General features: G+C 70.1%; 18 protein-coding genes. 13 read left to right on the top strand and 5 right to left on the bottom strand.

What is annotated here, in order from left to right:
* Nucleotides 1-2: 2 nt before the first annotated feature.
* The 4 genes from ACH4DZ_RS01990 to ACH4DZ_RS01975 all read left to right on the top strand — a co-directional run bounded on the left by ACH4DZ_RS01990 (nucleotide 3) and on the right by ACH4DZ_RS01975 (nucleotide 4,854).
* Entirely contained in the window at nucleotides 3-983 is a 981-nt protein-coding gene (locus ACH4DZ_RS01990) for a carbohydrate ABC transporter permease (protein ID WP_398284938.1), read from the top strand.
* Nucleotides 980-1,867 (top strand): carbohydrate ABC transporter permease, encoded by an 888-nt coding sequence (locus ACH4DZ_RS01985; RefSeq protein ID WP_398284937.1) that lies wholly within the window; start codon nucleotides 980-982, stop codon nucleotides 1,865-1,867. The genes ACH4DZ_RS01990 and ACH4DZ_RS01985 overlap by 4 nt, the downstream gene beginning before the upstream one ends.
* 174 nt (nucleotides 1,868-2,041) lie before the next feature.
* A complete protein-coding gene (locus tag ACH4DZ_RS01980; RefSeq protein ID WP_398284936.1) occupies nucleotides 2,042-3,244 on the top strand; it encodes a glycoside hydrolase family 1 protein in 1,203 nt (400 codons plus the stop codon).
* Nucleotides 3,245-3,429: 185 nt separating this feature from the next.
* Nucleotides 3,430-4,854, top strand: coding sequence for a glucoamylase family protein (locus tag ACH4DZ_RS01975; RefSeq protein WP_398284935.1), 1,425 nt, complete (start codon nucleotides 3,430-3,432; stop codon nucleotides 4,852-4,854).
* Nucleotides 4,855-4,912: 58 nt separating this feature from the next.
* Here ACH4DZ_RS01975 and ACH4DZ_RS01970 read toward each other — a convergent pair whose 3' ends face one another.
* Nucleotides 4,913-5,779 (bottom strand): alpha/beta fold hydrolase, encoded by an 867-nt coding sequence (locus ACH4DZ_RS01970; protein WP_398284934.1) that lies wholly within the window; start codon nucleotides 5,777-5,779, stop codon nucleotides 4,913-4,915.
* Between the two features lie 108 nt (nucleotides 5,780-5,887).
* On the opposite strand from ACH4DZ_RS01970, the gene ACH4DZ_RS01965 reads away from it, so the two are divergent.
* Nucleotides 5,888-6,394, top strand: a complete 507-nt coding sequence (locus ACH4DZ_RS01965) for a CGNR zinc finger domain-containing protein (RefSeq protein ID WP_398284933.1) — start codon at nucleotides 5,888-5,890, stop codon at nucleotides 6,392-6,394.
* Between the two features lie 79 nt (nucleotides 6,395-6,473).
* Here the strand turns inward: ACH4DZ_RS01965 and ACH4DZ_RS01960 are convergent, their stop codons facing one another.
* Nucleotides 6,474-6,650: a hypothetical protein gene (locus ACH4DZ_RS01960; RefSeq protein WP_384796837.1), complete on the bottom strand. Its 177-nt coding sequence runs from the start codon at nucleotides 6,648-6,650 to the stop codon at nucleotides 6,474-6,476.
* A gap of 519 nt (nucleotides 6,651-7,169) precedes the next feature.
* On the opposite strand from ACH4DZ_RS01960, the gene ACH4DZ_RS01955 reads away from it, so the two are divergent.
* Nucleotides 7,170-7,619, top strand: a complete 450-nt coding sequence (locus ACH4DZ_RS01955; RefSeq protein ID WP_398284932.1) for a DoxX family protein — start codon at nucleotides 7,170-7,172, stop codon at nucleotides 7,617-7,619.
* 188 nt (nucleotides 7,620-7,807) lie between these two features.
* Here the strand turns inward: ACH4DZ_RS01955 and ACH4DZ_RS01950 are convergent, their stop codons facing one another.
* Complete coding sequence (locus ACH4DZ_RS01950; RefSeq protein WP_398284931.1) at nucleotides 7,808-8,458, bottom strand: TetR/AcrR family transcriptional regulator; 651 nt, start codon at nucleotides 8,456-8,458, stop codon at nucleotides 7,808-7,810.
* Between the two features lie 202 nt (nucleotides 8,459-8,660).
* On the opposite strand from ACH4DZ_RS01950, the gene ACH4DZ_RS01945 reads away from it, so the two are divergent.
* From ACH4DZ_RS01945 to ACH4DZ_RS01935, 3 genes are all read left to right on the top strand, one after another.
* Nucleotides 8,661-10,178: an APC family permease gene (locus ACH4DZ_RS01945; RefSeq protein ID WP_398284930.1), complete on the top strand. Its 1,518-nt coding sequence runs from the start codon at nucleotides 8,661-8,663 to the stop codon at nucleotides 10,176-10,178.
* Nucleotides 10,178-11,293, top strand: a complete 1,116-nt coding sequence (locus ACH4DZ_RS01940) for an alcohol dehydrogenase catalytic domain-containing protein (RefSeq protein ID WP_398284929.1) — start codon at nucleotides 10,178-10,180, stop codon at nucleotides 11,291-11,293. Before ACH4DZ_RS01945 ends, ACH4DZ_RS01940 begins: the two co-directional genes overlap by 1 nt.
* A gap of 83 nt (nucleotides 11,294-11,376) precedes the next feature.
* Entirely contained in the window at nucleotides 11,377-12,711 is a 1,335-nt protein-coding gene (locus ACH4DZ_RS01935; protein WP_398284928.1) for an NAD-dependent succinate-semialdehyde dehydrogenase, read from the top strand.
* 60 nt (nucleotides 12,712-12,771) lie between these two features.
* Here ACH4DZ_RS01935 and ACH4DZ_RS01930 read toward each other — a convergent pair whose 3' ends face one another.
* Nucleotides 12,772-13,551: an SDR family NAD(P)-dependent oxidoreductase gene (locus ACH4DZ_RS01930; protein ID WP_398284927.1), complete on the bottom strand. Its 780-nt coding sequence runs from the start codon at nucleotides 13,549-13,551 to the stop codon at nucleotides 12,772-12,774.
* A 145-nt stretch (nucleotides 13,552-13,696) separates the two neighbouring features.
* Complete coding sequence (locus ACH4DZ_RS01925; protein ID WP_398284926.1) at nucleotides 13,697-14,497, bottom strand: SDR family NAD(P)-dependent oxidoreductase; 801 nt, start codon at nucleotides 14,495-14,497, stop codon at nucleotides 13,697-13,699.
* A gap of 108 nt (nucleotides 14,498-14,605) precedes the next feature.
* Between ACH4DZ_RS01925 and ACH4DZ_RS01920 the strand changes: the two genes are divergently transcribed.
* The 4 genes from ACH4DZ_RS01920 to ACH4DZ_RS01905 are packed head-to-tail and all read left to right on the top strand — an operon-like array spanning nucleotide 14,606 to nucleotide 18,993.
* Nucleotides 14,606-15,481: a fumarylacetoacetate hydrolase family protein gene (locus tag ACH4DZ_RS01920; RefSeq protein ID WP_398284925.1), complete on the top strand. Its 876-nt coding sequence runs from the start codon at nucleotides 14,606-14,608 to the stop codon at nucleotides 15,479-15,481.
* A gap of 4 nt (nucleotides 15,482-15,485) precedes the next feature.
* Nucleotides 15,486-16,331: a fumarylacetoacetate hydrolase family protein gene (locus ACH4DZ_RS01915; RefSeq protein ID WP_398284923.1), complete on the top strand. Its 846-nt coding sequence runs from the start codon at nucleotides 15,486-15,488 to the stop codon at nucleotides 16,329-16,331.
* A complete protein-coding gene (locus ACH4DZ_RS01910) occupies nucleotides 16,331-17,578 on the top strand; it encodes an amidohydrolase family protein (protein WP_398284922.1) in 1,248 nt (415 codons plus the stop codon). The genes ACH4DZ_RS01915 and ACH4DZ_RS01910 overlap by 1 nt, the downstream gene beginning before the upstream one ends.
* On the top strand, nucleotides 17,575-18,993 hold the full coding sequence (locus tag ACH4DZ_RS01905) for a carboxylesterase/lipase family protein (protein ID WP_398284921.1): 1,419 nt from the start codon (nucleotides 17,575-17,577) through the stop codon (nucleotides 18,991-18,993). The genes ACH4DZ_RS01910 and ACH4DZ_RS01905 overlap by 4 nt, the downstream gene beginning before the upstream one ends.
* Nucleotides 18,994-18,998: the final 5 nt, after the last annotated feature.

Genomic DNA, 18,998 nt, shown 5'->3' with positions numbered 1-18,998 from the left:
TCATGTCCCTCACCACAGGACCGGCCGCCCCGCAGGCGGCGGCCGTCGACAAGAGCCCGCACGGCGGCGGCAGGACAGGTCGCAACCGCCGCGGCAACCGCTCGCTCAGCAAGCACAACCTCACCGGATGGCTCTTCTCCACACCGTTCCTGGTGCTCTTCGGCGTCTTCATGCTCTTCCCGATCGTCGCCACGCTCCTGATGAGTTTCACCGACTTCGGCGCCCGGAACGTCACCCGCCCGCTGGAGGCGGAGTTCGTCGGCCTGGACAACTACACCCAGCTGTTCCAGGACGACAAGTTCCTCAAGGCCCTGTTCAACACCGGCTACTTCGTGGTCGTCGGCGTACCCGCGACCATCGTCCTCGGACTGCTCGCGGCGATCCTGCTGAACAACGGCATCGACCGGGCCCGCACCCTGTTCCGCGTCGGCTTCTACGCACCGGTCGTCACGACCATCGTCGCCGTGGCCGTCGTCTGGCGCTTCGTGCTCGACCCGTCCGACGGACTGATCGCCTCCCTCGCCTCCGAAGTCGGCCTGACCGCCCCGGACTTCCTCGGTTCGGAGACCTGGGCGATGCCGTCCCTGATCACCATGGCGGTGTGGCGCAACCTGGGCACCGTCATGGTGCTGTGCATCGCCGGCCTCCAAGCGATCCCCGCGGACGTCCGTGAAGCGGCCCGCCTCGACGGCGCCGGAGCCTGGCAGGAACTGCGCGGCATCACCGTCCCGCTCCTGCGCCCCACCCTGCTGTACGCCACGGTCATCACCACCATCGGCTACCTGAACGTCTTCGAGGAGCCCTTCGTGATGACCCAGGGCGGCCCCTCCGACTCCACGCTCACCGTGTCGCTCGACATGTACCGCGAGGGCTTCAACTTCTTCCACATGGGCTATGCCAGCGCCATGGCGTACGTCCTGTTCGTCGTGATCATGGGCATCACGGTGCTCCAGCTCCGACTGCTGAAGGACAACACCCGATGACCGCCGAGACCGCCGAGAAGACCCCCGAGGCCCCGGCCCGCCCGGCCCGCCGCCGCACCGGCCGGGGGCGCACGCCGCTGCTGTACGTGATCGCCTCGGTCGCCCTGCTGCTGATGGCCGCCCCGTTCCTGTGGATGGCGCTGTCCGCGTTCAAGACGAAGCAGGACCTCACGGCGAACCCGCCCGTGTGGATCCCCTCCCGCTGGACGCTCGACAACTTCACGTCGCTGCTCGACCAGCTCGACATGCCGCAGTACTTCCTGAACTCGCTGATCGTGGCCGTCCTGGTGACCGTCAGCAATCTGCTGTTCTGCTCCATGCTCGGCTACGCGCTGGCCAAGCTCGACTTCACCGGGCGCTCCAAGGTCTTCGCGCTCGTGCTGGCCGCCCTGATGGTCCCCGGCAACCTCATGATCCTGCCGCTGTACGTGCTGATGAACGGCCTCGGCCTCATCGACACGTACGCCGGACTGGTCCTGCCCTTCGCGGCGGGCGCGTTCGGGGTGTTCCTGATGCGGCAGTTCATGCAGTCCGTGCCCGACGAACTGCTGGAGGCGGCCCGCCTCGACGGCGCGGGGGAGTGGTACATCTTCTGGCGGATCGTGATTCCGCTGGTCAAGCCCGCCCTCGCGACGCTGACGATCTTCACTTTCCTCGGTTCCTGGAACAACTTCATCTGGCCTCTGATCGCCACCAACGACCCGGACAAGTACACCCTGCCGGTGGCGCTCGCGACCTTCGCCAACGATCCCAACCGCACGGTCGGCGGCGGCAACGGCATGCTGATGGCCGGCTCGCTCCTCGTCGTACTGCCGGTCCTGGCCGTCTTCGCCGTCCTGCAACGGCACTTCACCCAGGGCATCGCGACGGCGGGCCTGAAGTAGCCCACCGGGCCCGCCGGGGAGCATCTGCCCCCGGCCTCCGCCCATCCGCTTCTCCCGGCCTCCCGCACCCGCCGGTCGATCGGTCCTTCCGCCGACCCCCTGGGCCGGATCGCCATGCCACCGCCACCGGGACTCCCCACTTCCACCCCCACACCAGAAAGACAGAGACGGACGATGACGCACTCCACCACCCGCTTCCCCGACGGCTTCCTGTGGGGCGCCTCCACCGCCGCCCACCAGATCGAGGGCAACAACGTCAACAGCGACTGGTGGCGCAAGGAGCACGACCCCGCGGCCGGGATCGCCGAGCCCAGCCTGGACGCCTGCGACAGCTACCACCGCTGGGAGCAGGACATGGACCTGCTCGCCGAACTGGGCTTCACCGACTACCGGTTCAGCATCGAGTGGGCCCGCATCGAACCGGTCCGCGGCACCTTCTCGCGCGCCGAGATCGCCCACTACCGCCGGATGGTCGAAGGCGCCCTCGCCCGCGGGCTGCGCCCGATGGTCACCCTGCACCACTTCACCGTCCCGCAGTGGTTCGAGGACTTCGGCGGCTGGACCGCCGACGGCGCGGTCGAGCTCTTCGCCCGGTACGTCGAGGAGTGCGCGCCCGTCATCGCCGACGGCGTCCGGCATGTGTGCACCATCAACGAGCCGAACATGATCGCCGTCATGGCGGGCCTCGCCAAGACCGGCAACCAGGGCTTCCCGCCCGCCGGTCTGCCCACCCCCGACGAGGAGACCACCCGCGCGGTCATCGCCGCCCACCACGCGGCCGTCAAGGTCATCCGCGCAGGTCACCCCGACATCCGGGTCGGCTGGACCATCGCCAACCAGGTCTACCAGGCTCTGCCCGGCGCCGAGCGGGTCACCGCCGACTACCGCCACCCCCGCGAGGACGTCTTCATCGAGGCCGCCCGCGGGGACGACTGGATCGGCGTGCAGTCCTACACCCGTACCAAGATCGCCGAGACCGGGCCCGTCCCGGCGCCCGACGACGTCGAACGCACCCTCACGCAGTGGGAGTACTACCCGGCCGCCGTCGGGTACGCCCTGCGCCACACCGCCGAGGTCATCGGCGACGGCACCCCGCTGATCGTCACCGAGAACGGCATCGCCGCCTCGGACGACAGCCGTCGCGTCGACTACTACACCGGCGCCCTCGGCGAGGTCGCCGCCGCGATCGAGGACGGCCTGAACGTGCAGGGCTACCTTGCGTGGAGCGCCCTCGACAACTACGAATGGGGCTCGTTCAAGCCGACCTTCGGGCTCATCGCCGTGGACCCGCACACCTTCGAGCGCACGGCGAAGCCGTCCGCGGTGTGGCTCGGCAGCCTCGGCCGCGACCGCGTCCTGCCGCGCACCACGGTCTGACCGCGCCCCTCCCCAGACCGGGAGCCGGCCGGCACCTGACACCGGCCGGCTCCCGCCCCACCCCCAGCTCCAATTCCACTTCACTGCGCCACCCCCATTCCATTGCCTCACCCCTGTACCGCCGCTCAGCACCACGGACACGCACCCTTCCGCCTGCCTGCTCACCGCAGAGGAGCCAGAGCCGCATGAACCGTCGTAGCTTCCTGACCGCCGCAGCGACCACCACAGCCGCCGCCACTTGTGCCACGTCCCTCACCGGGACGGCCCACGCCGCCCCGGCCGGGCGAACCGATACCGAACGCCGCCTGCTGCGCGACTGGTTCGTCGCGACCCACCGCTCGACGGAGGCCATGACGACCGAACTCGGCCTCGCCGCCGACAAGATCGACGTCAGCGGCAGCGGTACGCCGGTCCCGTCCGCGCAGACCTCACCGACCAACATCGGCTGCGGCCTGTGGTCCACCGTCGCCGCCGCCGGACTCGGAGTCATCTCCGCCGCCACCATGCACCGCCGGCTGGCCCGCACGATCGCCGCCGTGGAACGGTTGGAACGCGCCCACGGCTTCTGGTTCAACTGGTACGACGCGCACGACGGTGCACTGCTGACGGCCTGGCCCGAGACCGGCGACCCGATACGGCCGTTCCTGTCCAGCGTCGACAACGCGTGGCTGGTGACCGGCCTGCGGATCGCCGCGGACGCCGTCCCCGAACTGCGCCCGCGCGTCGCCGCCCTCCTCGCCGACGCCGACTGGTCGTACTACTACACGCCCTACGACCCGGCCGACCCCGTCGCCGGTCCCGGGCAGTTGCGCGGCGGCTTCTGGCCGGACAAGCCCGGCAAGGGCGAGCCCACAGGCCACCACTACGGCGCCCTCAACACCGAACCCCGTATGGCCAGTTACCTCGGGATCGCCGACGGCTCACTGCCCACCGAGCACTACTGGCACCTGCTCCGCACCATGCTCCCGGGTATGGGCCAGGAACAGGAACCGCGGGGCGAGTACGTCGAGATCGACGGCGTACGTGTGTGGGAGGGCCACTACACCTACCGCGGCCGGGACCTCGTCCCCACCTGGGGCGGTTCCATGTTCGAGGCGCTGATGGTCCCGCTGTTCGTGCCAGAGTCCGAGTGGTCCCCGCGCTCCTGGGGCACCACCCACCGGCGTTATGTCCGCAGTCACATCGAACACGGCCTGATCGAGGAGGACTTGGGATACTGGGGCTTCTCCCCGGCCTCCATACCCGCCGGCGGCTACCGTGAGTACGGCGTCGACGCCATCGGTATGCAGGAGGACGGCTACAACTCACTGGGCGTGGTCACCCCGCACGCCTCCTTCCTCGCCCTGCCCCAGGCCCCGACGGAGGCCCTCTCCAACCTCCGCGCCCTGGACCGCGCCTTCGGCGCCTACGACGACCGCTACGGCTTCCGCGACTCGGTCGACGTGACGACCGGCCGCGTGAGCGACTACGTACTGGCCCTGGACCAGGGCATGATCACCGCGGCCATCGCTCAGCACCTGCGTCCCGGCCTGCTCCAGACGCCGTTCCGCACGGCGGGCTTCAACTCCCGGGTACGTCCGCTGCTGCGCAAGGAGCGATTCTCGATCTAAGGTTCGTCTATCGGTTCGTCTATCGGTTCGTCTGCGGTTCGTCTGCCGGGGGCTGTACTCAGCCGTTGACGGTCAGGAACCCGCGGAGGTAACCGGCCACGGTGTCCAGGTGGCTTTCGAGCAGGAAGTGGCCGCCCCCGGGCACCAGGTGGATCTCCGCGTCCGGCAGGTCCCGCGCGAAGGCGCGCGCGCCGTCCGGGCCGAAGATCTCGTCGCCCGCGCCCCAGACCGCGAGGAGGGGGACCCGGCGTTCCCGGAAGTAGGCGTGCAGCTGGGGATAGAGCGGCGGGTTGCTGGCGTAGTCGCCGAACAGGGCGAGCTGTACGAGGTCGTTGCCCGGGCGGTTGACCTCGCGGTGGTCGGCGGCCCAGGTGTCGGGATCGACCAGCTCGGGCCGGTCCACTCCGTGCAGGTACTGCCAGCGGATGGCGTCGAGCGTGAGGGCGGCGCGTACCGCGGGTTCGGTCTCCGGCCCCGGGTTGTCCCAGTAGGCCCGCACGGGCTTCCAGAACTCCGGTACGAAGCCGTCCTCGTAGGCGTTGCCGTTCTGGGTGATCACCGCGGTGATCGCGTCCGGGTTGCGCAGGGCCAGCCGCCACCCGACGGGTGCGCCGTAGTCCTGGACGTACACGGCATAGCGGGTGACGCCGAGCTGGTCCAGCAGGGCTTCGGTGATGTCGGTCAGGGAGTCGAAGGTGTAGGTGAACGCGTCCACGGGCGGGGCGTCGGAGTTGCCGAAGCCGAGGTGGTCGGGGGCGATGACGTGGAAGCGGTCGGCCAGCGCCGGGATGAGGTGGCGGAACATGCGCGAACTGGTGGGGAATCCATGCAGCAGCACGAGGGTGGGGGCCTTGCGGGGGCCTGCCTCGCGGTAGAAGACGCGATGTCCCCGCACTGTCGCGTACTGATGGCGGATCTCGACCATGGCTAACCCCTTCGGATGTTCATGCTGGTTATTCCTCGGTGTTCAGTAGACCGCATCTGAGGTAACCTGTCAAACGTCTCAATGGAGTTAGTCGGTGAGGTGGGACCCGTGCTGGACGACCAGGCCCTGATGCAGGCGCTGAACAGCACCCCTGTCGTGGACGGCCGACGCCAGGATCTGTGGCGTGCCGACCAGGAGCTGGACAGGTGGGCGCGGGAGCACGGCGGTCTCGGCGGCGACGAGGAGCGCCAGTGGCTGCGCACCGCCCGGGACGCGCTGCAGGCGGTGGCGTCGGCCACGTCGGCGGAGACCCGGCTGATCGAGCTCCTCGCGGGCGTTCACAAGGTTCCTCAGCCCGGCGCGTCGGGCATCGAGTGGCACTTGGAGGCGCCGACGGAACGCAGGCTCGCCGCGGAACTCGTACTCGCGTGGGCGGACGTCAGGGAGCGTATGCCCGGCCGGCTGCGGCCGTGCGAGAACCCGGAATGCCGCCTCTTCCTCCTGGACCGCAGTCGTGCCAACACCGCGCGGTGGTGTTCGATGAAGACCTGCGGGAACCGGCTCAAGGCCCGCCGGCACCAGGCCCGTACCCGGGAGACCTCCGGACCCGAGTAGTGCCTTGAGGCCCGGTAGTGCCCTGAGCTGCGGCGTTTGAGCTGTGCCGCGCTTGCGGAGTTCCGCCTCCGGCCAGGTCCTAGCTGTTGGCCTGGCCCCGCTCCGACCGCTCGGCCCACACCTGCGCCGCCTGCAGATCCGCTTCCTCCTGCGAGGTGCCCGCCTTTACCAGGATGATCCCGCGCGACCCGTCCGGGAACGTGACCTTGCGCATCGCTGTGCCCAACGGGCCTCCCGGTGTCGGTTCCTCCGGCATGGCGGCTCCTCTCGATGGCGAAACCCCCAGGCTAGCCGGGTCACCGCGGCAATCGGGACAACTGAGCCAGGAGTGCTGGGAACCGAGCCCGTCTGAGACGGCGGCCGTCGCCCGTCGGCAGGGTCAGGCCCTCCCTGATCAGGCTGTCCGCCACCGCCACCGCCACCGCCACCGTCGCCGTCGCCACGATCGTCTCAGTCAGCGGTCGCGGCCCGTGCCGGCGATGGTCACTGGACTCTTCGCGGCTTGCTGTTCGGTCGCTGGCATGCGAGTAGCCTCCGCTACTTGAAGCGCTTCACGTCGAACCGGCCACACCGGCCCCGTCACGAAGGCCGGGCCGCAGGCGGGGAGCGGTCAAGGGCCCACGACCTCCGCATCTGTTTGAACCCGGGGCGCCCCGCGCACGTACGGACGACTGAGGGACGCGACCCGGACTCCGTGGTCCATTTCCCCCTCATACCGTCATTCCGTCGGTCACTCACTGACCTTCGATCACCTACTGACCTCTGAGGAGTTCTGATGACCGCTTCGCGCCTCGGCGACTGGCTGACGTCGCGCCAGCCCTTCGTACTGGGCCTGTTCCGAATGGTCCTTGGTCTGTTGTTCACCGCCGAAGGTGCTGCCACGGTCTTCGGGGTGCTGGACCGCAAGGCCAGTCCGACAGGCGACTGGCCCTTCTGGTACGCCGGGGTGATCGAGCTGGTGTGCGGCGCTCTCGTTCTCCTCGGGGCCGTCACCCGTGGCGCTGCGTTCCTCTGCTCGGGGATCATGGCGTTCGCGTACTTCACGGAGCACCAGCCGGACGGTCTCTTCCCGCTGCAGAACGGCGGGTTGGCCCCGGTGCTCTTCTGCTGGGGGTTCCTGCTCATCGTGTTCTTCGGCCCGGGCGCCTTCGCGCTCGAACGCCTGGCAGGACGCGAGCGTGCGGCCCTTCCCGTCACCGGCCCGGTGGCCGGACAATCCCGATGACCGCCTGATCCTCCGAGACAGCCTTCGAGGCTGCCTTCGCAACAGCCTCTGAGGCTGCCATCGCAACAGCCTTTGAAGCAGTCTTCGGGACAGCTTTCGGGACGGCTTTCGGTACAGCCTTCGAGACGGCTGGTAAACAACTCGCGGCAGCACCGCATCCACCGCACCCGTACCGGTGCTGCCGCGACTCAGGACGGCTCGCGCGCCTGCTCCAACGCCCCCGCACCGAGCCCCAGTTCAGCCTCCGCCACGGTCCTGGCCAAGTGGGCGATCGGGGCTCCGCGCCGATCGGCGCTGGTGTTGATGTAGGCGCTGGCCCCGTCGATCGCCACCAGGATGCGTACGGCCGCGGCCCGCGGGTCGGCGCAGACGAAATCCCCTGATCGAGTACCGGCGGTGATCGCCTTCTCCATGCGCGTGCACCACAGCAGCTCCTGGGCCACGACGTGGTCACGCAGCCCGGGGCGGTAGCGCGAGAGGTGCCGTGCGTTGAGCCAGAGCCTGCTCACGTTGTCGAACTCTGTGCTGGACATCAGCGTGAAGAAACGCCGCAGGACCGCCCGCGGAGCGTCGTCACCGGGGCCGTCCGGCCGCTCGGGCAGCAGTGTGTCCAGGTCGGCCATCGTGGCGGCGGTGAAGGCCTCGGCCACCAGGGTGTCGGCCGCCGGGAAGTAGTGGCCGACGAGTCCGGGCCGGACACCGAGTTCGTCGGCGACCCTGCGCAGGGTGATGCACTCAAGCCCTTCGACGAGGCCGACCTGCGCGGCGACGGCGACGATCTCGTGCCGGCGCTCGGCAGGAGCCTTGCGGACCCGCTTGCTCGGACCTCTTGACGTCATGCCGCGAATGTTATTGAGTATGCGACCAATAAGCAATTGGTCATGCGCCCAATAAGCGTTGCTGTCCGAATACCGTCGGCAGCGGTCCGAGAACCGTCGGCCGTGGTCCGAAAATCGCCCCTCGGTGTCACGCCACGACGGACCGGGACGGCCGGACGGCCGTCCGCACGCGCATCACCGTCAAGAAGCTTCAGGAACCGTCATGAACCGTCAGGAGACGATCGTGGACGACACCCGCACCGATGCCGGTGAACTCGCCGAGTACGGCTATCAGCAGGAGCTGAAACGGACCCTGTCCGCGTGGGCCGTCTTCGCGATCGGGTTCGCGACGATCTCGCCCGTCGTCGGCATCTACGCCGTCGTCCAGCTGGGCTTCGTCTTCGCGGGCCCCACCTGGATCTGGGCGGTCGTCGTGGCCTTCCTCGGCCAGCTGCTGGTCGCCGTGGTCTACGCCGAGCTGTCCTCCCAGTTCCCGATCACGGGAGGCGTGTACCAGTGGGTGCGCAGACTGGGCGGCCCACGCCTGGGCTGGCTGGTGGGCTGGATCTACCTCGCCGCGGCCGTCGCCTCACTGACGACCGTGGCCTACCTGGGAGCGACCTGGCTGTACATGCTGGCCGGTGACGGCGTCCCCTCGCCCGCCCTGCACGTGCTCCTCGGCGTGGTCTTCGTCGCCGTGGCCCTTGGCATCAACCTGCTCGGGGTCAACCCCGTGAAGCACTTCCTGAACGCCGGCATCATCGCCGAGGGCGTCGCGTCCATCGCGGTGAGCCTGATCCTCCTGCTCTTCGTGCGGCACAACGGCTTCGGGATCCTCTTCGAGACCCTGGGAGCGCAGGACGTCTCCGGCGGATCCGTGACGGCCGGACTGCTGACCTGCCTCGCGGTCGCCGGCTGGGCGTTCCTCGGCTTCGACGCGACCACCCAGGTGGCCGAGGAGACCGAACAGCCCCGCCGCAGCGTGCCGCGCGCCCTGCTGCGCGCCTACCTCTTCGTCGCCTTCACCGTCCTGCTGACCGGCCTGGCCGTGACGCTCGCGCTGCGCCGGCCCGAGGACGCCGTCTCCGGGGCGATCGTCGACCCCGTCTTCGAGGCCGTGACCCAGGGGCTCGGCGGCTGGAGCGAGAAGCCGTTCATCGTCGTCGTCCTGATCGCGTTCTTCGCGTGCGCGATCTCCATCCAGACCTACATCGGCCGCGCCGTCTACGCCTTCGCCCGCGACCGCCAACTGCCCTTCTCCACGACGCTCGCGACCGTCGGCCCCCGGCAGATCCCGTACGTCTCCCTCATCGCGACCGCCGTCCTCGCCGGGCTCGGCCTGCTGCTGGGGCTGAACGGCAACGCGGCGGCCACCCTGATCGCGTTCGGCTCAGGCGGCTTCTACTTCGTCTTCCTCGCGGTCGCCGTCGTGGCCCTCGTGGCGCGGCTCTCCGGACGCTGGAACCCCGCCGCGGGCCAACTGCGGCTCGGCCGCACCGGGCTCGTCGTCAACGTACTCGCCGTGCTGTGGCTCCTGTTCGAAGCGGTCAACATCGCCTGGCCGCGCACCGAACTCGCCCCTGTCGGCGGCAGCTGGATGCAGGTCTGGGCCGTGATTTTGGTCTTCTCCGCGCTGTTCGTCATCGGCCTCGTGTACGTCGTGGTCGCCAAACCCCACACCGAGCTCGCCCCGCGTCCGGCCATGGACGGCCCGACCGCAGAAGAAGTGAAGGCGTCCTGATGCCGTCGAAATCCTCCCCGGCCCTGTCCTCCCCGGCCATCGTCTTCGACCCCGCGGCGGGCCTCGGTACGCGCGAGGTCACCCTGCGCCCCGCTGGTCCCGGCGAGGTCGAGATCGAGGTCCGCGCCGCCGGCGTGTGCCATTCGGACCTGCACATCGTGTCCGGCGACTGGCCCACCGACCGCCCGCTCGTCCTCGGGCACGAGGCGGCGGGTGTGGTCACCGGGGTCGGCCCCGGTGTCACCTCCGTGCGGCCCGGCGACCACGTGGTCCTGTCCTGGTTCGCGCCGTGCCGCCGCTGCCGCAAGTGTGTGGCCGGTCAGGGCTGGCTGTGCACCGGCACCAAGGCCGTCGCCAACACCCTCCCCGACGGCACGACCCCGTTCACCGACGCCGACGGCGAGGCGGTCTGGCCCTACCTGGGTCTCGGCGCCTTCACCGACCGCCTGGTGGTCCCGGAGACGGCCGCGGTGAAGGTCCCCGAGGAACTGCCCTTCGGTATCGGGGCGTTGCTCGGCTGTTCCATCACGACCGGGATCGGTGCGGTCGTGAACACCGCCGGAGTACGGCCCGGCGAGTCCGCTGTCGTCATCGGCACCGGCGGAGTCGGGCTCTCCGTGGTGATGGGTCTGGCCCTGGTCGGCGCCGATCCCATCATCGCCGTCGACCTCTCGCCCGAACGCCTCGAAGCGGCACGGAGGTTCGGCGCCACCCACACCCTCGACGGGGCGCGCGACGACGTGGCCGCCTGGTGCCAGGACGAGCTGGGCGGAGTGGACTACGCCTTCGAGGCGATCGGCAGCCCGAAGGTCGTCGAGACGCTCCCCGCCATGCTCACGTCCGGCGGCGCGGCCGTCCTCGTCGGTATGGCGGCCACCGGCGCCACCGGTTCGTTCGACCTCTTCGACCTCGCCGACCAGGGCAAACGTATCCTGGGCTGCAACTATGGTTCCAGTGTCGGTGAGCTGGACATCCCGAAACTGGCCCGTCTCCACCTCGCCGGGCGCCTGCCGCTGGACGAACTGGTCGGGAAGGTCCGGCCGCTGAAGGAGGCACCCCTCGCCTTCGACGACCTCCGGTCGAACACCGGAGTGCGGACGATCCTCGAACCATGAGGGTGTGGCCCGGCCCGTGTCCCGCGGTCCGGCCGCAGCCCGCCACCCCGCCCGACCGTCACCACGCAGCACCTGGAGATCGCATGTACGCCGTCACCGACCCGGCCACCGCAGAGGTCGTCGAGACCTACCCGACCGCCACCGACTCCCAGGTCGCGGCTGCCGTCGACACCGCCCACGCCGCTGCCGCGTGGGGCCGCTCCAGTGCGGTCGCTGAGCGGGCCGCGCTGCTGCGCAGGCTCGGGGACCTGCACGCCGCGCACCAGGACGAACTGGCCGCGAGCATCGTGCGTGAGATGGGCAAACCCCTCGCGGAGGCGGAGGGCGAGGTCGGTTTCTGCACCGAGATCTACCACTACTACGCCGACCACGCCGAGGAGTTCCTCGCAGACGAACCGCTCGACGTCACGTCCGGAGCGGGCAGTGCTGTCATCCGGCGCAGCCCGGTGGGTGTCCTGCTCGGCATCATGCCGTGGAACTTCCCCGCCTATCAGGTCGCCCGTTTCGCCGCCCCGAACCTGGCGATCGGCAACACCATCGTCCTCAAGCACGCCCCGCAGTGCCCCGCCACGGCCGCCCTGCTGGAGAAGCTGTTCGCCGAGGCCGGGTTCCCGGCCGGGGCCTACGTCAACGTCTACGCGACCAACGAGCAGATCGCCGATGTGATCGCCGACCCGCGCGTCCAGGGTGTCTCGCTCACCGGCTCGGAGCGGGCGGGCTCCGCCGTCGCCGAGATCGCCGGCCGCCACCTGAAGAAGGTCGTCCTCGAACTCGGCGGCTCCGACCCGTTCGTCGTCCTGTCCACGGACGACCTCGACGCGGTCGTCGACTCCGCCGTAGCAGCCCGGCTGGACAACACCGGCCAGGCCTGCAACGCGGCCAAGCGTTTCGTGGTCGTCGAGGGGCTGTACGAGCAGTTCGTCGAGAAGTTCAGCGCCCGGCTCCTCGCCGGGGAGACGGGCGCGCCCCTGTCGTCCGTGGCCGCCGCCGAGAACCTCGGCCGCCAGGTCGACGCGGCCGTCGCCGAGGGCGCGACCCTGCACAGCACCGGCCGACGCGACGGGGCCCACTTCCCGGCCGGGGTCCTCACCGGACTCACCACCGAGGACACCGCCGCCCGGCAGGAACTGTTCGGCCCGGTCGCCATGGTCTTCGCCGCCACCGACGAGGACGACGCCGTCCGGATCGCCAACGACACGCCGTACGGCCTCGGCTCCTACGTCTTCACCACCGATCCGGCCCAGGCCCAGCGGGTCGCCGACCGGATCGAGGCCGGCATGGTCTTCGTCAACGGTGTCGGCGCCGAGGGTGCCGAACTGCCCTTCGGGGGCATCAAGCGCTCGGGCTTCGGACGCGAGCTGGGCCGTCCCGGCATCGAGGAGTTCGTCAACAAGAAGCTGATCCGCACGGTGGCGTAGCGGACCGTGTCGGGACGGCGTGAACCGTGACGGGAGGGCGCGGGGAGAAGCGCCGTCCCGTCACGCGCCGATCATGTTGTAGCCGCCGTCGGCGATCAGGAAGCCGCCGGTGATGTGGTGCGCGTCCTCCGTGGCCAGGAACAGCGCGGCTCCCGCCAGCTCCTCCGGTCCCGGAATGCGCCCCATCGGTGTCGCCTTGCGCAGCTGCTCCCCGCGCCCGTTCTTCCAGTCCTCCCGGCCCAGCGTCGCGGGCGTCTCGATGAAGCCGGGCGCGAAGACGTTGACCCGGACAGCAGGGGCGAAGGCGTGTGCGTACGACTTCGTCAGGCCGATGATCCCGTACTTCGCGGCGGCGTACTGAGGTGCCCGCGCACTGCCCCGCGCCACCACCGTCGACCCGATGTTGACGATCGAGCCGCCCCCCTCCTGCTCCAGCATCCGTGCGCCGAACTCGTGCGTGCAGAGCAGGGTGCCCTTGATGTCGACCGCGAGGACATGGTCGACGGATTCCTCGGTGAGGTCCCGCCAGGACATCTGCTCGCGGGCCACGTCACCGACGTTGTTGACCGCCACGTCGAGCCGGCCGAACGCCTCCCACACCTCGTCCGCCATACGCCGGATCTGGTCGTGCTCGGCTATGTCTGCCTGGACGATCACGGCCTTGCGGCCCAGCGCGGTCACCCGCTCGGCGGTGGCCGCCGCGCCCGCCCGCGAACCGCGGTAGTGGATCGCGACATCGGCGCCCTCCTGGGCGGCCCGGACGGCGATCTCGGCACCGAATCCGGTACCGGCGCCGGTGACGAGCACGGTCTTGTCGGTGAATCGCTGCGAGGTGGTCATGACGGCTCCTTGGGGTGTCACACGTCTGGGATGTCGCACGGCTTGGGTGTCACACGTCTCTGGGTGTCGCACGGCTGGGATGCGGGGTGGGCTTGTTGTCGGATCGGGGACGCGGCTCTACGACTGCGGGCGGGTGTGCTGTGCGTCAGACGAGGGTCCGGCCGCCGTCCGCGTACAGCACCTGTCCGGTGATGAAAGCGGCCTCGGCGGAGGAGAGGAACAGGGTGGGGCCGACCAGATCCCCGGGGCGGCCCAGTCGTCCGGCGGGCACCAGCGCCTCCATCGAGGCACGCATGCCCGGTTTGGCGAGGTAGGCGCGGGTCAGGTCGGTCTCGGTGTAGCCGGGGGCGACCGCGTTCACGGTGACGCCGTGGGGCGCCCATTCCCGGGCCATGACCCGCATGAGTTGGTTGATGCCGCCCTTGGTCGCCGCGTACGGCGCGTGGTCGCGATGGGCCAGCAGTCCGGACACGGAGGACAGATAGACGACGCGGCCGTAGCCGCCGGGGACCATGACGTTGCCCACGGCCCGGCCCAGCCAGAAGCCGCTGCTGAGGTTGATGGCGACGAGGCGTTCCCAGACCTCGTCGGGCGTCTCCAGGACGGGCCGGCGGTCGTTGGTGCCGACGGCGTGCACGAACACGTCAAGACCGCCCAGGAAGCCGACGGCGTCCGTGACCGCGTCATGGCAGGCGTCGGCGGAGGTGAGGTCCACATTCAGGCCGCGCACCGTGCCGCCGGGGCCACCTGTTCCGCCCGCGCTTCCGCCTGTGCCTTCGCCCGCGCTTCCGCCCGTGCGCGTGACCTCGGCCAGTTGTCCGGCGTCCCGGTCCAGGACGACCACGTCCGCGCCCGCGTCCGCCAGAGCCTCGATCACGGCGGAGCCGATCCCGCCCGCACCGGCCACGAGCGCGCGTGTGCCGGTGAAGTTCCACGTCGTCTTCATGCTCCGGACCGTAATCGACCTTCGCGCAATGTGTCCACACTTGACGCCACTGTTGACGTCAATGCCGGAATCATGGAGGGTGAGTGTCGACAGTTACGAGGAGGTCAGATGAAACTGGTGACGTTCGACGACGGACTTGTGGGCCGCCTGGACGGCGACACGGTGATCGAGCTCGACGTTGCGTCGACCCGGGTGTTCTTCGAGCGCGACGGTCAGGTCGCCGAGACCGGGCGGACGTATCCACTCGCCGACGTCCGGCTGCGCGCGCCGATCGTGCCCAAGAAGTTCTTCCACACGGCCGGCAACTTCCGCGAGCACCACGAGGACCTGGTACGGGTCGACTGGTCGCACCCGGTCAACAAGGGCATCGTGTTCTTCCAGAACGTGGACGCGATCATCGGCCATGACGAGCCGGTCGTGTACCCGGCCAACCTGACCCGGGAGTTGGACTACGAGCTCGAACTCGCCGTGATCATCGGCAGACCCGGCAGGTTCTTCACCGCCGAGCAGGCCGTCGAGCACATCGGCGGCTACCTGGTCTTCAACGACATCACCGCGCGCGACATCCAGCGCAAGGAGATGGAGTCAGGTGTCTTCTCCTTCTCCAAGGCCATCGACACCTTCTGCCCGATCGGCCCCTACATCGTGACCGCGGACGAGATCGACGACCCGCACGACCTGGACATGGAACTGCGGGTCAACGGCGACGTACGGCAGAAGTCGAACACCTCCCGTATGTCGGTGTCGATTCCTCAGCTGGTCGCCTACCACTCCCCGCAGACCTACAGCGCGGGCGACATCGTCACCACCGGCACCATCGCCGGAGTCGCGGCGAGCACCGAGGACCCCTTCGCCCACTACCTGAAGCCCGGGGACGTGGTCGAGGCCGAGATCGAGCGCCTGGGCGTGTTGCGCAACAGGGTCGTCTCCTGGCAGGACGCGTACGGCACACCCGAACCGCCCGCAGAGCAGTGGGTGGTGTGAGGGCATGCGGATCGTCAACCTTGAGGGCCGCCTGGCCCTGTTGACCGACGACGGCCGCGGCGGCGAGGGTGCCGTGGACGTGTCCGACGGCGGCTTCGACACCGACCCGCGTGCCGTCTTCGACCAGTGGGACGCCCTGCTGCGCTGGTCCGCCGAGGTCGACCCGGCGACGGCCGTCCCGTACAAGCAGTCCGACCTGCGCGCGCCCGTCCCCGAGCCGCGCCAGATCTTCGCCGTCGCCCTCAACTACCGCCCGCACACGGCGGAAGCCGGTTACGAGGAGCCGGCCGAGCCGCTGGTCTTCACCAAGTTCCCCAGCTGTCTCACCGGCCCCTACGACACCATCGACCTGCCGCCCGGTCATGTCGACTGGGAACTGGAGATGGTCGCCGTCATCGGCCGCGACGCCTACCGGGTGCCGGAGGAGGACGGCTGGGACCCGGTCGTCGCGCTCACCGTGGGACAGGACCTGTCCGAGCGGATCGTCCAACTCGCGGGCCGCCCGGCCCAGTTCTCCCTCGGCAAGTCCTTTCCCGGCTTCGGCCCGGTGGGGCCCGCCCTGGTGAGTGTCGATGAGCCCGCCGACCGCGACGACCTGGAACTGACCTGTGCACTGAACGGGGAGACCGTCCAGCACGACCGCACCTCGAACATGATCTTCCCGGTGCCGCGGCTGGTCGCCCACCTCAGCGCGATCTGTCCGCTGCGCCCCGGCGACCTGATCTTCACCGGGACCCCCGCGGGAGTCGGCAACCGCCGTACGCCCCAGCGTTTCATAGGGTCCGGTGACACCCTCGTCAGCAGGATCGGAGACCTGGGCGAGATGCGGCACACCTTCAGGAGCGCATGATGAGCGACAGGACGAGTGTCAGGACCAGTGGCAGGACCGTTTTCACCGGAGTCCGGGTCTTCGACGGGACGGGACGCGATCCCTTCCCCGCCGAGGTCCTGGTCGAGGGCGAGCGCATCACCGCCGTCGCCCCCCGGATCCCGGCCGGCGGCCTGGCCGGCGCCCGGGTCGTGGACGGTTCGGGCGGCACGCTGATCCCCGGTCTGGTCGACTCCCACACCCACCTCGGCTTCGGGTCCACCGTCGAGCACCGCTCCCGCCGCCGGGACGAGCCCGACGAGGAGAAGGCCCTGCTGGTGGCCCACGCGGGCCGCGTCCTGCTGGACCAGGGCTTCACCAGCGCGTACTCCGGCGGCAACCGTCTGCCCCGTACCGAGACGGCCGCCCGCAAGGCGTTCGACGAGGGCTGGATGCCGGGACCGCGCTTCAAGGCGGCCTCCTGGGAAGGCACCGCCGGGATGGTCGAACCGGGGGTGTACGACTTCCCGGGCATCGACGGCCGGGCCTCCGACCCCGAGTCGGTCAGCCGCTTCGTCGGGGAGATGGCGGACCTGGGTGTCGACATCGTCAAGCTGTCGCTGTCGGGCGAGAGCGCGGTGGTGCAGGGCACCTCACGGATCGTGCAGTTCACCGAGGAGGAGGTCGCGGCGGCAGCGGCGGTGGCCCGTGAGCGCGGCGTCTGGCTGACGGCCCACGCCCACGCGGCCGAGTCGGTCAAAATGGCCGTACGCCACGGCATCCGCGCGGTCTACCACTGCACCTTCGCCGACGAGGAAGCGCTCGACCTGCTGGAAGCCGCGCGCGACCGGCTGTTCGTGGCACCGACCCCCGGCATCATCCACGCCAACCTGCACGAGGCCGACAGCGAGCCCGAGCCCGGCATGGAGGTCGAGGCCACCCAGAAGGCGGTCCGGCAGGTCGTCCCCGAACTCGTCCGGCGCGGGATCCGTGTCGTCCCGGGCGGCGACTACGGGTTCGCCTGGAACCCGATCGGCCGCAACGCCCGCGACCTGCAACTGTTCGTGGACTGGTTCGGTTTCACCCCGGCCCAGGCACTACGCGCCGCCACCGAGTACGGCGGTCAGGTGATGGGCATGGGCGACGAACTGGGCCTGATCCGGGAGGGGTTCCTCGCCGATCTGGTCCTGGTCGACGGCGACCCGCTGGACGACATCGGCATCCTCCAGGACCGGGACCGACTCGTAGCGATCATGAAGAACGGCTCGCTGTACAAGGCCCCGGCGTGAGCGGCCCCGGCGCCCCCAGGGCGCATACCGGTGCCGGGCGGCTGGTGGGGGAGTGGGACGGCCCGGTCGCCGTGTTCCGCGGTATCCCCTTCGCCGAAGCCCCGGTCGGCGACCTGCGCTGGCGGCCACCCCGGCCCGCCGCCCACTGGGACGGCGAGCGCAGGGCGGCGGAGTTCGGTCCGGCGCCCCTGCAACCGCAGCCGCCGAGCGACTCGGTCATGTACCGGACCAACTTCGCCGACCGGCGCGCGCTGGTGATGAGCGAGGACTGCCTGTACCTCAATGTGTGGACACCCGATCCGGCGCCGGGCACGGGCCTCCCCGTCATGGTGTGGATTCACGGCGGCGGCAACCGGTACGGACACGGATCCCAGGACATCCACGACGGCCGCGCCCTGGCCGGCCGGGGCCTGGTGGCCGTCACCCTCAACCACCGCCTCGGTGCCCTGGGGTTCCTCGCCCACCCGGGTCTGGCCGCCGAGGACGATGTCGACGCCTCCGGCAACTACGGCCTCCTCGACATCGCCGCCGCCCTCACCTGGGTCCGCACCCACATCGCGGCATTCGGTGGCGACCCCGACCGGGTCACTCTCGCGGGCAACTCCGCGGGAGCCGCCCATATCTGCCACCTGATGGCCGCACCGGCGGCCCGTCCCCACTTCCGGGCGGCCCTGGGCCAGAGCGCCTCGGGTGTGGGCCGGGCGGAGGGTCCGCTGCCCGGTCAGGACGAGGCACAGAAACGGGGACTGGCCTACGCGGACGCGTTCGGCGGCCGGGGCATCGACGCACTGCGCCGCGTCTCCGGAGTCGAACTGATCGTGCGCGGCCACTTCGGCCCTGTCGTCGACGGCAGGATCCTCACCGAACCGACCGACGACGTCTTCGCCACGGGCCGCCAGCACCGGGTCCCGCTGCTGGTGGGCACCAACCGCGACGAGGGCACGGTCTACGCCTCCGGGGACCAGGACGCCGACGCCGGGGCCGTGGGCGATGCCCGGTTCGTGGGGCCCGTCTGGCAGTGGGCCCGGTCCCACGCCGCCACGGGGACACCGACCTGGATGTACCGGTTCGACCGGCGGCCTCCGCTGCCGCCCGGCCCGGCCGACGCACCCGACAGGAGCGGCCATCCTGACCCGGGCGTCTACCACACCGCCGAACTCCCGTACGTCCTCGACAACCTCGACCGGCGGCCCGACTGGCCCTGGCAGGACACCGACCGGAGACTGGCCGCGCTGATGGCCGACACCTGGGCGCGTTTCGTCACCACGGGCGATCCGGGCCGTACCGGTGCCGGGAGCGAGTCGGACCTGCCGCCCTGGCCCCGGTTCACCGGCCCCGACACCTCACCCGCCATGTTCTTCGGCGACACCGTGCGCCAGGACGTCCTGCGCCGGCCCGCCGCCCCACCCGTGTGAGCACG

Source organism: Streptomyces sp. NPDC017991, from assembly GCF_044328075.1.
GTDB lineage: Bacteria > Actinomycetota > Actinomycetes > Streptomycetales > Streptomycetaceae > Streptomyces.
Note: the sequence above shows the minus strand (reverse complement) of the source record. Positions and strands in the feature narration are given on the sequence as shown.

What these genes read in the sequence shown, in the direction of transcription:
- ACH4DZ_RS01990 (WP_398284938.1), top strand. Translation starts at nt 3, where the DNA reads ATGTCCCTCACCACAGGACCGGCCGCCCCGCAGGCGGCGGCCGTCGAC.
- ACH4DZ_RS01985 (WP_398284937.1), top strand. Translation starts at nt 980, where the DNA reads ATGACCGCCGAGACCGCCGAGAAGACCCCCGAGGCCCCGGCCCGCCCG.
- ACH4DZ_RS01980 (WP_398284936.1), top strand. Translation starts at nt 2,042, where the DNA reads ATGACGCACTCCACCACCCGCTTCCCCGACGGCTTCCTGTGGGGCGCC.
- ACH4DZ_RS01975 (WP_398284935.1), top strand. Translation starts at nt 3,430, where the DNA reads ATGAACCGTCGTAGCTTCCTGACCGCCGCAGCGACCACCACAGCCGCC.
- ACH4DZ_RS01970 (WP_398284934.1), bottom strand. Translation starts at nt 5,779, where the DNA reads ATGGTCGAGATCCGCCATCAGTACGCGACAGTGCGGGGACATCGCGTC.
- ACH4DZ_RS01960 (WP_384796837.1), bottom strand. Translation starts at nt 6,650, where the DNA reads ATGCCGGAGGAACCGACACCGGGAGGCCCGTTGGGCACAGCGATGCGC.
- ACH4DZ_RS01955 (WP_398284932.1), top strand. Translation starts at nt 7,170, where the DNA reads ATGACCGCTTCGCGCCTCGGCGACTGGCTGACGTCGCGCCAGCCCTTC.
- ACH4DZ_RS01950 (WP_398284931.1), bottom strand. Translation starts at nt 8,458, where the DNA reads ATGACGTCAAGAGGTCCGAGCAAGCGGGTCCGCAAGGCTCCTGCCGAG.
- ACH4DZ_RS01945 (WP_398284930.1), top strand. Translation starts at nt 8,661, where the DNA reads ATGAACCGTCAGGAGACGATCGTGGACGACACCCGCACCGATGCCGGT.
- ACH4DZ_RS01940 (WP_398284929.1), top strand. Translation starts at nt 10,178, where the DNA reads ATGCCGTCGAAATCCTCCCCGGCCCTGTCCTCCCCGGCCATCGTCTTC.
- ACH4DZ_RS01935 (WP_398284928.1), top strand. Translation starts at nt 11,377, where the DNA reads ATGTACGCCGTCACCGACCCGGCCACCGCAGAGGTCGTCGAGACCTAC.
- ACH4DZ_RS01930 (WP_398284927.1), bottom strand. Translation starts at nt 13,551, where the DNA reads ATGACCACCTCGCAGCGATTCACCGACAAGACCGTGCTCGTCACCGGC.
- ACH4DZ_RS01925 (WP_398284926.1), bottom strand. Translation starts at nt 14,497, where the DNA reads ATGAAGACGACGTGGAACTTCACCGGCACACGCGCGCTCGTGGCCGGT.
- ACH4DZ_RS01920 (WP_398284925.1), top strand. Translation starts at nt 14,606, where the DNA reads ATGAAACTGGTGACGTTCGACGACGGACTTGTGGGCCGCCTGGACGGC.
- ACH4DZ_RS01915 (WP_398284923.1), top strand. Translation starts at nt 15,486, where the DNA reads ATGCGGATCGTCAACCTTGAGGGCCGCCTGGCCCTGTTGACCGACGAC.
- ACH4DZ_RS01910 (WP_398284922.1), top strand. Translation starts at nt 16,331, where the DNA reads ATGAGCGACAGGACGAGTGTCAGGACCAGTGGCAGGACCGTTTTCACC.